Raw genomic sequence first — 15,319 nt, forward strand, 5'->3', positions numbered from 1 at the left:
GGGAGGAAACGCAAATGAGACGAATGATAGCAGGGGCGGCATTGGCCCTTATGAGCCTGACAGGCACGGCGACGGCCGAGGACTATCCTGAACGACCACTTATGTTGATGGTCAGCTACGGTGCAGGTGGTGCGACCGATTTCCAGGCGAGGATCGTCACCATGACCGCCGGGAACGAGGATGCGCTGGGGATGCCCATAGCCATTATCAACAAACCCGGCGCCGGCGGGCGCGTAGGCTGGAACTGGTTTGCCACTCAGGCAGACCCGGATGGTTATACGCTGGCGGCGTACAACGTGCCGCACTTTATTGCTCAATCGATTAAGGGTGGCGTTGAGTATTCGGCCGACAGTTTTGAACCCATCGCAAACTGGGGCGCTGACCCAGCGGTTTTCGTGGTCGGTGCGGACAGCGAATTCAACTCGATGGAAGACGTGGTTGCCTTTGCCAAAGAAAACCCTGGGAAATTAACTGTATCGGGGGCAGGCCTCTTTGTTGGCCACCATATTGCAGCCTTACAGATCGACAAGGCTGCTGGAACCAAAATGGCCTACATCCCGACCAAAGGCGGCGGGGCTGCGGCCATGAAAGCGGTGATTGCCGGTGAAGTCATGGGCGGTATCAACAACCTTTCCGATGCTTTCCGCGCGCAAGAAGCTGGAAATGTCAAAATCCTTGGCGTTGCCGATCTAGAGCGCAATGCGTTCCTGCCGGACGTACCGACAATGATGGAGCAGGGTCTGGATGTAGACAACTCCTCAGTCAATTTCCGAGGTGTGATGGTGCCCAAAGGTACGCCACCCGAAGTTATCGAGAAACTCTCGGCAACCGTACCCGAGATGTTCGCCAATTCTCGCGTCGCCAAGAAAATGGAGGCTGGCGGTTCCCCTATGCACATCATGACACGTGACGAAGTGATCGAGATGTGGGCGCAGCGTCAGCAAACACTGAACGAGTTGCTGGCCGGTCTCTAATCCGGACGGACATAGTGGGGCGGAGTTGGTCCGCCCCGAACAACATATCGAGGACCAAGATGAACGCTCAGGACGGGATTTCACCGGAAATAGCCGAAGTAGATCGTATCGTAGCTCAGGCGCGCAAGGCGCAGAGGGATTTCGAAGCTGGTGGAAGTCAGGCGCTATACGACAAAGCAGCACTGGCAGCGGGATGGGCCATCATGGAACCAACGCGCAATCGGACGCTGGCGGAAACTGCGGTTGAAACCACCGGTCTGGGCAACGTGCCGGACAAGATCACAAAGAACCACCGAAAGACGCTGGGTTTGTTACGGGATATCGCTGGCGCGAAAACTCATGGTATCATTAGTGATGACCCGAAAACTGGCATCACTGAGATTGCCCGCCCGATCGGCGTGATCGGTGCGGTTGTGCCGTCAACCAACCCCGCCGCGACGCCCGCGAACAACATCATCAACGCGCTCAAAGGCGGCAACTCCATCGTGGTGGCACCCTCACCCAAAGGCGTGGCGTCCTGCGAAATGTTGGTTGACTACATCCATTCCGAATTCGACAAGCTGGGGCTGGACCGCAATTTGGTTCAGATGATCCCCGCACCCGGATCAAAGGCCAAGACGCAATGTCTTATGGAAACTGTTGATCGGGTGATTTGTACTGGTAGCCAGAATAATGTCCACCGTGCGCAATCCTGTGGTACCCCGGCCGTGGCGGTTGGTGCCGGCAACGTGACCGTGATTGTGGACGAGACCGCTGATTTGCAGGCAGCGGCAGCCAAAATCACGGCTTCAAAATGTTTCGACAACGCGACGTCTTGTTCTTCTGAGAACGCGCTGGTCGTGGTGGACGCTGTCTATGACGCGTTCGTGGCCGCAATGGCTGCCGAGGGCGGCGCTTTGGTGCCGTCCTCTGAGGCAAGTGATATCGTGGCGCGACTTTGGCCTGATGGACATCTCAACCGTTCAGTCATAGCCCAGGACGCCGAAAATATGCTCGAAGCCTTGGGGATGGCGGGCAAAGTACCTGAGGGGACTAGATATCTGGCGGTGGAGACAGACGGAATCGGCCCGGATCATCCTTTGTCAGGCGAAAAGCTCAGTCGGGTCCTGGCTCTCTATCGTGCTGCAGATTTTGAGGCGGCCAAGGCCCTTGCGTCTCGCATTTTGGCGCACCAGGGGGCCGGGCATTCGGTTGGCATCCATACTGATGACGACGCGCGTGCGATTGGGCTGGGTCGTGATTTGCCAACCTGCCGGGTCATCGTAAATCAGCCGCATACCTTTGCCACGGGTGGTAGCTTCACCAATGGGATGCCTTTTTCCCTTTCGATGGGTTGTGGCAGCTGGGGTGGTAATTCCATCGACACCAACCTGCATTGGCGGCATTTCGTCCAAACCACCAAGATCATTCGGGAAACCCCCCCGCGCGAACCGGGGCTGGAGGAGGTTTTCGGCGAATACTGGTCGGAGGTTGGAAAATGATGGAACCACCGGCAGGATCCGTCCGCGATTGGTTGGATCACAGAGCAAGTCATGGCGGAACCGGGTTCGTATTTCCGGACGGGGCATCGGACCTGAGTTGGGGGGAATTGCGCGAAACGTCCCGCCGCATCGCAGTTATGTTAACCGGCCTGGGTGTGGAGAAAGGAGAAAGCGTTGCGATCCTATACCCTAACTGCCGTGAAGCGCTAGAGATCCTTTTCGGCGTCCTGTATGGCGGATTCCGGGCGACGATGATTAACCTTGTCGCTGGTGACAGCGCCGTGGCCTATGCACTGGAACACAGTGGTGCACGCTATAGCTTTGTGCATCCTGGACAAATGGAACTCTTCGAGCGCACAGCCGATCCTGCGAGGATCACCCCGTTACAAGTTGCAGATGTTGTCGACAATGGCGGTAACTTGCACAGCATCTCGTCCGATAGCCATGCGCTGTTGATGTACACCTCGGGAACGACTGGGCGTCCAAAAGGCGTGGTTCACACACATTCCAGCCTGCTGGCAGGCGGCTGGACGACTATGATCGCTCATGAGTTGTCCGAGGCTGATCGCGGGTTTTGCGTTTTGCCGATCTACCATATCAACGGGCTGTGCGTGACAGTCATGGGAACGCTTGTCTCAGGCGGGTCGTTGGCTATGTGCGAACGATTTTCGGTCAGCCGTTTCTGGGACAACCTTGGTAAAGTCGAGGCAACCTGGTTTTCAGTTGTACCAACTATCATTTCACACTTGCTACATTCGGGTTCCAAGCCGGATGCGCTTACTCGCCAGCGAGTGCGTTTCGGTCGCTCTGCGTCTTCGGCATTGGCGCCGGATGTACAGCGCGCCTTTGAAGACCGTTTCGAGATCCCCATCGTGGAAACTATGGGTCTTACGGAAACCTCGGCACAAATTCTGTCCAATCCGTTGCCTCCAGGCGTTCGCAAGATAGGCTCACCCGGCATTGCATATGGGAACGAGGCGGCAATCTTTGACGCGAACCTTCGACAGGTTCCACACGGATCAGAAGGTGAATTGGTCATTCGCGGACCAAATGTAATGCTGGAGTACCTCAACGACCAAGACGCAACCATGAGCACGTTTACGTCTGACGGGTGGTTACGAACCGGTGATCTCGCCCGCATGGACGAGGACGGTTATGTTTTTGTCACCGGCCGATTGAAGGAGCTGATCATAAAAGGTGGCGAAAACATTGCGCCCCGAGAGATTGATGAAGCGCTTTATTCGCATCCCGATGTTGTTGAAGCCGCCGCTTTTGCGCGTCCCTGCAAAAGCTATGGTGAAACCGTCGAGGCAGCTGTCAAAATTCGCGAAGGGTCCCAAGTGACATCTCTGGGCCTGACGAAACTTTGTGAAGCTCAATTGGGGCGTTTCAAGTCCCCTGATGAAGTTCATATCTTGCCGGAGCTTCCTAAAGGACCGTCAGGAAAGATTCAGAGAAACAGAATACTCGAGATCGTTGGCGACAAGGCGAACGACTTGAAGATATAAACTTCTGTGACGCCGTGTGTTTGAAAATCCAGTGTTCGCACTTCTGATGCTGCGCAGCGGCACCGTCAGAGTTGCTTAGTGTCTTCTTTGAGCCGGACTGCCGTCAATTCAGGTGCTGAAATGCTATGCGTCACACCAAAGGCAGCTTTGACGGACAGCAGAGCGACATCGCATTTGGAACGTGGAAGTCCGCTTTGGGCGTATTGCGTTGAAGAACTTTTGCTTGATCGCGCAGTAAGTCGCTGAATCAATTTCCTCGACGAGCGGAAGGATTGGCGATGCTGGGACCGAAGCAGGCAATGCAGGTGGCGTTGTTCTACGAAGTCTCGCTTGAGGACCATGTCCCTCAAGATCACCTGTTGCGTTCGATTGATCGGTTCCTCGATCTTGGTGTCATCGGTGCCCATCTGGCGGATTTCTATAGCCCTACCGGCCGGCCCTCCGTCGATCCCGGGCTGCTGGTCGGCTGTTGCTTCGGCATCCGCTCCGAGCGACGGTTGTGCGAAGAGGTGCATTTGAACCTGGCATATCGCTGGTTCTGTCGTCTCGATCTGACTGACCGCGCGCCTGATCACTCGACGTTTACCAAGAACCGGCATGGACGCTTCCGCGAGAGCGAACTGCTGCGTCATCTGTTCGAGACGACTGTTGCGCGGTGTATCGAAGAAGGTCTGGTGAACGGGCAGCGCATGGCAGTCGAAGCCGATGCCATTAAACAGAATTCAACGCCAAAAGAAGAATGGGACGTATCGGCCATTGATCCGGCGAATGCGCTCCGTGCTGTGAAGGAGTATCTCAACACTCTGGATGAGACGGCTTTCAGAGCTGCGCGTGAGGTGCAGCCCAATTTCGCCTCACATTCTGACCCTGCAAGCCAATGGGCGGCGGCCCGTAAAGGTCCAGCATTCTTTAGCTATTCCGGCAACTATCTGATCGACACGGACCATGGCGTCATCGTCCCCTCACATCGTTTGCAAAGCAAACGACTGCCAGGCAACGGATGTGGAAGCCACACGGTCCATCCGACAAGCTGAGGTCGGATCAACCAAAACCATGCTGGACCGGGTAGAGGACAAGTTCGATCTGCACCCCGAACGGCTGATCGCCGGCACCGCTTACGGCACCGGGCCACTTCTTGGATGGCTGGTCGACCGCAAGATCGTGCCGCACATTCCTGTCTTTGATAAATCCGGGCGCAACGACGGAATCTGGACCCATGCGGACTTCGAATGGGACGCCGGGAACGATCAGTACATCTGTCCCGGAGGTCATACATTGAGGCAATTCCGCCGCAACTACTCGGATCCGAACAGAGGGCAAACCGGCAAAGGAACGGCCTGTTATCGCGCCTTGAAAAAGTCTGTCAGACCTACCCGTCGAAAGCCAAGTGCTGCCCGAACGCCGATGCTCGAAAAATCACACGTGAAGAATACGAAGAGTTTCATGACTTGCTCCAATAGCCAGCAATGTAAGAAGTTGCCGGATCGCCGCCCTTCACCTTGTAGGCAGCCCTGACTTTCTGTGCGTCCGCCTTTTCGCAGGCGAACCAAAGGAAATGGTCGGGAAATTCGTTGTGCTCAGCCAATGCGATATCAGACAGATTTTGGTCATTTTCCGGACCAAGCCAGGTTATCGAAACTCCACTGGGCGCGCTGAGAGGATAGGCACATTCGGGGCCGCCCTCTGCCCGAACGGTAACGTGTCCTTCGCTGTCTTCCGGCAAGTCTTCAAGGATACGTGCGACTGCGGGCAGGGCGGTTTCGTCAGCAAACATCAGAATGCGCCGTGTGTCGGGGATTCCGCCGCCCCCGGGACCTACCACAGCTACTTTAGTTCCTGGCTCAACCTGACTGGCCCACGCCGATACGCGACCACCGTCATGTTGAAACACGTCAAAATCCATCACACCTTCGTCGCGATCGATCCAGCGCGTTGTATAGACCGGCCTGTGCAGCGCCTTGTCGCCTTTGGGCCAAACCGTTGCTCCGTTTTCGGAAACAAAGGGCCACTCTACTTCGTCAACTCCTTCCGGGGGCAGAACGATACGAAAGTGAATTGCATCATCCTGAAAACTGGACAAACCCCGAGCCTTGATCCGAACGCGCAGAAAACACGTTCCAATGGCGCGAACTGATTGAACCGTAGCAAAGTGAAAATTGGGCGGCAGGCCACCGGCTTTTTCAGCATCTGACCATCTCAGCACGGCGGCGGCATCCGGTGCAAAGTGCATCAGATGCTCAACAAGGCTCTCCTTAAGCATGAATAGCCAATCCTGCTTGGCGGCTGACACCGTCGCGGTGACGCCTCCGGGCACTGCGCCAAAGCTGTAGTGACCAAACGGCGTTTCCAGCGTGACACGCTCATCAGTGTCTTCGATGACCGGGAGGTCGTGTTCCTGCGCTTCGTGCAACATCACCATACGCATCGCCGGAAAACTCAGTTCGGGTAATGTGGTTTCGGCGTGCAGAGAAAATTCGGGGCGGATGGTCATCGAAGCCTCCTCTCAGGCTGGAATAACGTGGGGGGTTCCGTGCACCGGATCAGCGATCACGGTGCAGGGCAGGGCAAAGACCTGATCCATTGTCTGTTCGGTAATCACTTCGGCTGGCGATCCTTCGCGATGTACCTTGCCATCTTTCAAAGCGACAATGTGATCGGCAAAGCGTGCAGCGAGATTGATGTCGTGCAGCACCATGGCAACCGTACGTCCGGTTTCCCGGTTCAGTTTCTGCACCAGTGTCAACAGATCGATCTGATGTGGCAGATCAAGGTAGGTTGTCGGTTCGTCCAAAAGCAGTATGTCGGTATCCTGAGCTAATGCCATCGCGATCCAGGCGCGTTGCCTTTGGCCTCCGGACAGGGACTCCAATGGGCGATGGGCGTTATCCGCCATACCCGTTTTGTCCAAAGCATTGGCAACTGCTGCAGCGTCCGCTTTAGACCATTGACGGAGTGCGGATTGATGCGGTGTACGTCCTCGGACGACCAGATCGTGAACGGACAAGCCTTCGGGTGCGGTCGGCATCTGCGGCAAGATCGCAAGGCGGCGCGCTACCGAACGGCTGCTCTGCCTGTGGATTGCCTTGCCATCCAGGACGACTTGCCCTTTTTGCACCGATTGCAATCGCGCAAGCGATCTGAGCAACGTGGATTTCCCGCATGCGTTGGGACCGACGATAACAGTCAGGCTTCCGTCCGGGATTGTCACGAATAGCTCGTTTAAAACAGAAGATTTGCCAAAGGAAACCGAGAGATCCTTGGCCATGAGACGAGAGGGCTGAGACATCTCAGAGGGTTCCTTTTCTAAATTGCACCAAAAGCAGCCACATAAGGACAGGCGCCCCGATCATTGCGGTGCATACCCCGGCCGGTAGTTGTACGATTGGAAATGAACGTGCTGCCATGTCGGCCAACAGAGTGACCAAAGCTCCGACCGTCGCCGCGGGTAACATTGCTGGGCTTCCGCCGCGCACGATGCGTCGCGCGATGGGGCCAGATACAAAGGCAACAAAGGGCAGGGGGCCCGCCACGCTTACACCCAAGGCGACGAGGGCTACCGCACAGGCGGTTACAAGCAAACGCAGCGGTGAAAGAGGAAGTCCCAGACCGGTGGTGATATCGTCTGACATCGCCATCCGGCTCAGAGGAAATTGCAGCCAAAGCGCCAGAGGGAAAAGAAAGGTCAGGCCAAGCCAGACCAATCTCACATCGCTCCAGTCGCGCGTGTTGAGCGTTCCGATCAGCCATTTGGCCATTTCGGCGGCAGTTAAAGCATCAATCTTGGTCATCAATAGGTCTGCGCCAGCGGATAGGGTCAGGCTGGCCCCGATACCGATCAGGATCAGGCGATAGGGCTGCAGACCATTATGCCATGCAAGCGCGGTGACGGCGGCCGCGGTCACTAACCCGCCGGCAAGTGCGCCCGGCAGTATGAACCCTCCGGTCAGGATCATGGCCAGCAAAGCCCCGCAACTGGCACCCGCGCTGAACCCGATCACGTCCGGGGTCGCAAGTGGATTGCGTAGCATTGTCTGAAACATTGCTCCGGCAAGGCCAAATGCTGCACCGGCTCCAATTGCAGTCAGGATACGAGGGAGACGATGGTCCAGAACGATCATTTGCTGCACGTCATCAGCCCGCCGCGCGAAGGTCGCAATGATCTGGGACCATGAGAGCGGAAAGGCACCCAACTTCACCGAAACCGTTAGGGTGATCGCAAGCAGAATTGCCAAGGCCGAACCGGCGACTATGGCGCGACGGGAAAACAGAAAGGAAAGATAGGGCAGACGCAGAATCATAGCTTGGTCACTCCGTAGCGACGAACAAGCCAGATTAGGATCGGCCCACCGATCATGGCCGACATGACACCGGCCTGCATGTTGCCTCCGAACAAGGGCAGGCGGCCCAGCAGATCAGCTGCCGTCATCAACACGGCACCGAAGCTGGCCGAAAACAAAAGCATCCACCACATGTTGGCTCCGGCTACGCGTCGGGCTAGGTGCGGAACGATCAGACCGACGAAGGCAATCGGGCCAGCCATCGAAACTGTGGCACCGCATAGCATGACGATCGCCAGACCGATCAGAACCTGTGCGAACCCCACCCGCACTCCCAAACTGCGCGCAGTGTCTTCGCCCAGCATCAACGCGTTCAGAGCAAATGCGGCAAACAGCGCGATCACGACGCCAACTACGAAGAACGGGAGCAGAGCTTGAATGGTGTCAAAATCGACGCCATCAAACCCGCCCAAAACCCAAAACCGGTAGACATCCAGGGTCTGCTGACTGATCAACAACAGCGACCGGCTGAGAGCCAGAAACAGAGCCGACACTGCGGCGCCGGCCAGGATCAGACGCGCCGGGTTTGCCTGATTCCCGCCGCCCAAGAGAAACACTAGAAGGGATGCGACGAGGCCGCCTCCAAGCGCGATCCAGATGAATGCGGCGGGATCGGTCACACCCAAGACCAGAATGCAAATAACAACGCCCAGCGACGCCCCGGCGTTGACTCCCAAAAGGCCCGGATCAGCCAAGGGATTGCGCGTCATGCCTTGCATCAAAGCCCCGGCCATCCCCAGCGAAACACCAGCCAGAACCGAAGCAGCGAGACGCGGCAGTCTGATCTCTCGGATAACGATCTGGTCGGGGCTCTGAACATCGAACGCAGTGAAAGCCGACCATACGTGCGACAAGTCTATTGATCGCAATCCGAGTTTTAGCGCGAGTCCCGAAAGCACGAGAAGCCCCAGCACCGACACACAGAGCCAAAGGCTCCGAGTTTCAGCGCGTGACGGTTCCGAGGGAACGGAAGTTGTTTGGACGGTCATTTCAAAAACCCTCAGGCAGAATGCCGGCATCGCGCGACGAAGGAACAACTGTTGTTGGGTCACCATCCATCGCCGCTTCCAGCAGGGGCACGAGTTTATCAAGCGCGTAGTCGAGGCTGAGGGGGCTTGAGTGAGACAGGGCAGCTGACAAGAGCGGGTCGGCATATACCTCACGCCCTTCTTTGTAGGCCCGCATCGTTGGACGTAGAGGCATGCGGTTGAGCACGGGTGCAGAGCCGCCCGCGTCGATCCATACCAAAGCGTCGGCATCTATAGGTGACAGGTCCTCAGCAGGGATTAGTACATAGAAGTTGTCCAGGGTGCCGCGTTGATTGACGGCCTCCGGCACTTCGAATCCGAGGTCCTCCAGAAAACGACCGCGAATGTCCCGTTCCGTATAAGCACCGGTTTCCCCGGCCCACACCATCACGGATGACGCCCCTCGCCACTCAGGGTGGCTTTTGCGTATAGCCGCAAACCGACCCTCGAGCCGATCAATTACATCTTCGGCTTTCTCCGATGTCCCTGTCGCCAAGCCGACAGTTCGCAGCATCTCTTGCCACGGAGTGCCATAGTCACCGTATTCAGCTTTGGGTGCCACCGTCGGCGCGATGCGCGAAAGCAGGGTGTAATCTCTTTCGGTCATTCCGGACCACTGACCCAGGATTAGATCGGGCTGCATTGCGGCTATCTGCTCGATATTGATTTCGCCCTGCATAACAATGGGTTCTGCATCCCCCAGTGCATCGTGCCCCCAGGCCCAAACACCAAAACGATCGGGACCGTACCATTTTCGCAATGCATAAGGCGCGATCCCGAGGGCCAACAAAAAGTCATGACCGATGAAGCTGAGAGAAACGACTTTTTTTGGTTGCGTCTCGATTTCGGTGACGCCGAACCGATGTTCGATTTCGACCGGAAATGAATCGGCGCTGACCCCTACGGGAAGAAGTGCCAATGCCATACAGGTCAATAATCTGCGCATGATTTGTCTTGTCCTATGCAAATGACCTGGGCAGGGATTGTCCCACCCAGGCCGTTTTCAAATCAGAATCGGCGAGTCAGTGAAGCCTCGATCGAGCGACCAGCGCCGTAGGAGCAACCGTTCGAAAATGCACCAGGTGTTCCGAAGCAATAGGTCAGGTATTCCTCGTCACCGAGATTGCGACCTGCAAGGATTGCCTGCCAATTGTCCCACTCGTAAGAGATCGACGCATCGACAAGCGTTACCGAGTCAAGTTCAAATTCAGCAGTGTTCGCCTCATCTGAGAAACGCGAACCGATGTAACGTGCGCCTGCGCCGAGGGTCAGGCCTTCGACTTGCGGTACAGCATAGCTAAGCCAGATCGACGCCGAGTGTTCCGGAACTCGAGCCACTCGGTTGTCGCCGAATGTCGCGTCATCACGGAACTTAGCGTCGAGATAGGTATACGCTGCCAGAACGGACAGCCCGTTTGCAAAGTTGTAGTTGGCGCTCAACTCGCCGCCGCGCGACCGGACGGCGCCGGTTTGTTGCACAAACGGCGTGCCCAGAACCGGCTGCGTCGTGTTCGTCTTGTCAATCTGGAACAGTGCCAGGCTTACGAGCGAGTTAGTGCCCAAGGGCTGAAACCGCGTTCCAACCTCGTAAGACTTTGCCCTTTCTACATCCAGCGGGTTTCCGTTGATATCCGCGCCTAATGGAGGAAGGTCAAAGGAACGCGAGGCGTTACCATAGACCGTTACACCATTGTTAAAGTTGTAGGATACGCCGACATTCGCACTGGTGTAGTCTTGGTCGTTGTCTTGATCCAGAGTGCCAGTTGCCGATGTCTGTTGGAAATCCCGCGAAACCCAGTCTTGCCGCACGCCAAGATTAACAACCCAATTGTTGTTTATGGTCGCGTAGCCGTTAACGTACAGGCCCGTCTGCGTGATGTCCTGCGACTCTGCCGTGACAGCAGGTGCGGGAGGCACCGGAGTTATGGTTCCGTTCAGCAGGTCAACGAACCCGCCCGGCCCAAAACTATAAGTGTTGTCATAGTCAGCTTTGTAGTAGTCAATCCCACCGATGATGGTCCCTTCGATGTTACCCGTCTGGAATTTATACATCAGAGCGTTATCCAGGCTGGTCTCGTCGGTACGCTGGTCCACATCGAAGTTTGTCAAAACGCCAGTGTCGATGGCGTCTGGAACCCCGCTCGAAGATAAGAAGAACGAAGTATAGGCAGTTTCGTTGAACCAGTCGTTTCGCGCAAAGCGCGCGCGGGAGCGGAATGTTAGTCCGTTGTCAAACTCGTGATCCAACTCATACCCGACGTATTTCTGCGTCGTTTCGATCGTGTTTCGGTCTGGGTTGTTCGGATAGAAATCATTCCCATAATGCGCCACGGGGTCGGGACGCAGTGACCCGTACTCGGGTACGATCACATAGCTGTCGGGCACATCATCTTTTTGATATTGCGCAAAGACCGTAAGGTTGGTTCGGTCGGTCGCTTTCCAGGTAAAGGATGGAGCGAGATAGATACGGCTTTGATCCACCTCGTCGAAGATTGTGCCCGAATTGTTGTAGACACCGACAAAACGATAGGCCAGTCGATCCGATGCAGGACCGGTGACGTCAACTGCAACTTCGCCGCCACCGTAGCCGAACAGTGTTCCACGAACCTCACCGCCGAAAGTGAATCTCGGGCGTTTTGTGACCGAGTTTACAATGCCGCCAGGCTGGTTCGCACCATACAGATCCGATGTTGTGCCACGCAGAACCTCGATCCGCTCAGCACCAAACAATTCAGTCCGCCACGCACCCCAGCCATAGGTTCGAAGTGGCATTCCGTCACGGTAGTTCGAAGACGTGTTGGCCTCAAAGCCTCGGATCGCAAACTGGTCGTAACGCCCGTCTTGGCCATAGGTCTGAACGGTTACACCAGGTGTATATGAAATTGCATCCTCAAGAGATTGCGCGCCCTGATCTTCGACCTGTTCAGTGGTGATCACAGTGACTGAACGCGGTGTCGTTCTCAAATCCCCGGGCAAACCGCGCAGGGCCGTTCCGGCGGCCTCGGCGGCATACCCTTCGACGCTTTCTAAAGGTCGGGTGTCGTCACCTTCGACCGTAATGGTGTCCAGAACGATTTCGTCCGGTTCTGATTGGGCCTGAACGCCCTGAGCAGCCAGCCCAACAGATATCATCAATGGCCCTGCTGCCAGAACCTTGCTTCGTGTTGACATATTCCGTCTCCAAGCGTCGACGGATTTCGTCGGCGCGTTATGTGTTTTGAAACACGAAAGCATCCCCGCTTGGCTTGGGTGTTTTCACCTCTGCACGGGTTTGCTGTCCCTCAATGTCTGGCTGGACCTTAAGCGTCATATATCGGCTGCAGCGGTCTCGCTGATGCACGTGCCATGCACGCTCTGGATGCGGAGTAGATTTTCATAGTATTTTTGTCAAGTTAATGTGGGGGAGTTATTATCAATAAGGTCATGTCGGAAGAACTTGGGTTGAGGCGGGTAGGAGGCTCTCGTAGCCTTCGCGCACGATTAAACAATCGCCGTTCAAGTCTCAAAACCAGTCCCGAGATCATCCGCCTTGCGGTGATGCTGTACATCCGATGCTCGCTCTCGCTTCGGAATGTCGAGGATTTGTTGCACGCGCGAGGCATCGACGTGAGCCACGAAACTGTTCGCTATTGGTGGAAAAGACGAGAACGCGCCATGCAGCGTTTCAGGCACAGGTGAAGTTTGGAGAAATTCGCCTCCGCCCGTTCCTCCGTATACAACCGCTTCAGCCAGTAAAGATCGCTCGCCGACCGAGACACCTTCAAGCTGACACGCACCGCCGCTCTCGCCGAGTAGTGCGATCTTTGCGTGGCATAAAGGGCAGCGCTACTGATCTTGCTGAGACTAGCTCGAATTTGTCTGACAGCACTGCCAGGCGTCTACCCACTCCCGGCTTGGGTCTTAATATTGTGTTTTCTTGATAGTGATGACCGCTTAACGACGGCTCGTGTCTCCCACAGCCACCCTCTTGCAATCTCATGGCGAGGCTTGTTCCTCACAGTGAGGTGCTCGGTTTTGGAAGGCAGTTTTAGCGAACTTGTAACGCACCCGCTGTGCCTCCGGGCGCGGAGTTCGTGACGCGGCTCCATCCTTGACGGTCGCAGGCTGGTGCTTCCGCTAATACGCACGCGCCGCCTTTGTTGCCCTGCCGCAGAAACCGCGCGCCAATCAATCGGTTCATCCGGAGTGTTGTATTTTGGCAATATTCTGTTCGAAACCAATTTTAGGCTAATTTTAGAAATCTATTCTCCTTTAGCTTGCGCATATTCTGTTTGACGTGGTGATGGGGAAACGTCGAATTGCAGCTTGCTGCTTTTCGGGTCTACGCCTTGTTGTCATCAGTGCTGGTGAATTGGGTTGCGGGATCTTAGCAGTGACAAAGAATTCAAATCTGCTGTATGCAGTTTCCTTTTTTGTTTTGGTTTCAACGTCTTCTATGGCGGCGCCGACCGCAGATTCCATCGTTGGAGACACTGTCAACAACCCGGTGACCGGTCTGGATACTACTGTCACCGGTCTGATCGTGGACCCCGCTTCGACCCCAACTGCCGGGACAACTGCCTTTGTGGAAACTGCGGACGGCTATGTCTTTCTGGTCAAGGCAGCGGGCGACACGATTTACAATGACGACAATCCCCCGCTTGCTTTTCAAATTGTATCGATAACAGGAACAACTGCCCAGATCAGCAGTGCGGGCGCCACGGGCACCGCCAGTTTGTCGACACAACTGACCCAGGCTCAATACGATAGCAGTTTTAACAGTTCCGGCACCCCTGGAGCTGTAACCCCGACTGAAAATGTCACCGGCCCCAATGGTGTGAGTCAGGTTGTCTACGGGCGCGATGGCAGCAACGGGCGCGATGGCGCGCTTGTTGTGCCGCCAAGCTCGGGCGGCAATGGTGCCGATGGCCCAACGCAGACCCAGACCCTGACCGGAGATGTCAACGCGACCAGTAATGTCGGTTGGCAAGTGGGCAGCGTTGGTGGTGACGGCGGGCAGGGCGGCGACTCTTATCTGAGTTTCTGGGACGGGCGCGATGGCGGGGATGGCGGCGAAGGCGGTACGGTCAACGCGACACAGGCTTCCAGCAGCGCGATTCAGACCTCGGGAAGCAACAACGACGGGATCTTTGCGTTCAGTCGCAGTGGTGAAGCCGGCGACGGTGGTAGCGGTTTCGCAGCACCGGGTGGTGGCACAGGCGGCCACTCGGCCGATGGTGGCAATGTGACCGTCACGCAACGGGGTGACATTTCCACGTCCGGGGACTCGGCCGATGGTATCTATGCGCTGAGTGTTTCGAACAACGGCGGCAACGGCGGGTCGCAATGGGGTTTGGTCGGCTCGTCCGGTGACGGCGGGTATGGCGGCAGTGGCGGTACGGTGGTGGTGAATACGACCTCGAGCGCCAGTATTCTGACGACGGGCGACTACGCGAACGGGATTTACGCCCAGTCCATCGGTGGCTCCGGCGGGTCAGCCGGAACCAGCGGTAACCTTTTGGTCTCATTGATCGGCGGTGCGGACAATGGCGGCAACGGGGGCAGGGTCACTGTCTCGCATGGCGGTGCGATTGAGACACGAGGTGACTTCGCGCGCGGGATTGTCGCCCAATCGATCGGCGGTGGCGGCGGCTCGGGTGGAACGGGCGGCGGTCTGGTGTCCCTGTCGCTTGGCGGCATCGGTTCGAACGGCGGCAGCGGGGATGCCGTCAGCGCAACCGTGCAGGGTACCGGAAGCATTCTGACCTCGGGCGCAGGCGCCGATGGGGTCATGGCCCAGTCCATCGGCGGCAGCGGCGGTACGGGTGCGAACTCATATGGTCTTGTCGCGATCGGGGGCACAGGGTCCAGGGGTGGAACGGGTGCGGCGGTCAGCGTGACCAATCTGGGGCGCATCGTGACCGGAGGGAATGGCGCCCGCGGGATTATCGCGCAATCCATTGGCGGCGGCGGGGGGGGCGGGGGGTCGTCCGGCGGGGTGGGCTCGGGCGG

9 protein-coding genes and 3 pseudogenes are annotated in these 15,319 nt (G+C 56.8%); 6 read left to right on the forward strand and 6 right to left on the reverse strand.

The window, feature by feature from the left end; all coding sequences use genetic code 11:
- Positions 1–14 precede the first annotated feature (14 nt).
- The 4 genes and pseudogenes from RA27_RS01620 to RA27_RS01635 all read left to right on the forward strand — a co-directional run.
- On the forward strand, positions 15–974 hold the full coding sequence (locus tag RA27_RS01620) for a tripartite tricarboxylate transporter substrate binding protein (protein WP_039534355.1): 960 nt from the start codon (positions 15–17) through the stop codon (positions 972–974).
- A 59-nt stretch (positions 975–1,033) separates the two neighbouring features.
- Positions 1,034–2,455 (forward strand): aldehyde dehydrogenase family protein, encoded by a 1,422-nt coding sequence (locus tag RA27_RS01625; RefSeq protein WP_039534357.1) that lies wholly within the window; start codon positions 1,034–1,036, stop codon positions 2,453–2,455.
- Positions 2,452–3,963, forward strand: coding sequence for an AMP-binding protein (locus RA27_RS01630; RefSeq protein WP_039534360.1), 1,512 nt, complete (start codon positions 2,452–2,454; stop codon positions 3,961–3,963). The genes RA27_RS01625 and RA27_RS01630 overlap by 4 nt, the downstream gene beginning before the upstream one ends.
- A 278-nt stretch (positions 3,964–4,241) precedes the next feature.
- A pseudogene (locus RA27_RS01635) lies at positions 4,242–5,402 on the forward strand (IS1182 family transposase); the annotation flags it as partial.
- Between the two features lie 2 nt (positions 5,403–5,404).
- Here RA27_RS01635 and RA27_RS01640 read toward each other — a convergent pair.
- The 6 genes from RA27_RS01640 to RA27_RS01665 all read right to left on the reverse strand — a co-directional run bounded on the left by RA27_RS01640 (position 5,405) and on the right by RA27_RS01665 (position 12,499).
- Positions 5,405–6,454 carry a siderophore-interacting protein gene (locus RA27_RS01640; RefSeq protein WP_039534362.1) on the reverse strand — a complete coding sequence of 350 codons (1,050 nt, stop codon included), beginning with the start codon at positions 6,452–6,454 and terminating at the stop codon, positions 5,405–5,407.
- Between the two features lie 12 nt (positions 6,455–6,466).
- The gene (locus tag RA27_RS01645) at positions 6,467–7,249 is read right to left on the reverse strand and encodes an ABC transporter ATP-binding protein (RefSeq protein ID WP_039534364.1); all 783 of its coding nucleotides are present in this window, start codon (positions 7,247–7,249) and stop codon (positions 6,467–6,469) included.
- A gap of 1 nt (position 7,250) precedes the next feature.
- A complete protein-coding gene (locus RA27_RS01650; RefSeq protein ID WP_039534365.1) occupies positions 7,251–8,261 on the reverse strand; it encodes an iron chelate uptake ABC transporter family permease subunit in 1,011 nt (336 codons plus the stop codon).
- Entirely contained in the window at positions 8,258–9,319 is a 1,062-nt protein-coding gene (locus RA27_RS01655) for an iron ABC transporter permease (protein ID WP_343294153.1), read from the reverse strand. The genes RA27_RS01650 and RA27_RS01655 overlap by 4 nt, the downstream gene beginning before the upstream one ends.
- Positions 9,291–10,274, reverse strand: coding sequence for an iron-siderophore ABC transporter substrate-binding protein (locus RA27_RS01660; protein WP_052265133.1), 984 nt, complete (start codon positions 10,272–10,274; stop codon positions 9,291–9,293). The genes RA27_RS01655 and RA27_RS01660 overlap by 29 nt, the downstream gene beginning before the upstream one ends.
- A gap of 62 nt (positions 10,275–10,336) precedes the next feature.
- The gene (locus tag RA27_RS01665; protein ID WP_039534368.1) at positions 10,337–12,499 is read right to left on the reverse strand and encodes a TonB-dependent siderophore receptor; all 2,163 of its coding nucleotides are present in this window, start codon (positions 12,497–12,499) and stop codon (positions 10,337–10,339) included.
- A gap of 348 nt (positions 12,500–12,847) precedes the next feature.
- On the opposite strand from RA27_RS01665, the pseudogene RA27_RS24640 reads away from it, so the two are divergent.
- Together RA27_RS24640 and RA27_RS24305 are read left to right on the forward strand one after the other, a co-directional pair.
- Positions 12,848–12,961, forward strand: a pseudogene (locus RA27_RS24640) (IS6 family transposase); the annotation flags it as partial.
- Positions 12,962–13,700: 739 nt separating this feature from the next.
- A pseudogene (locus RA27_RS24305) lies at positions 13,701–15,319 on the forward strand (hypothetical protein); the annotation flags it as partial.

The organism is Ruegeria sp. ANG-R, from assembly GCF_000813985.1.
In the GTDB taxonomy this organism is placed as follows: domain Bacteria; phylum Pseudomonadota; class Alphaproteobacteria; order Rhodobacterales; family Rhodobacteraceae; genus Ruegeria.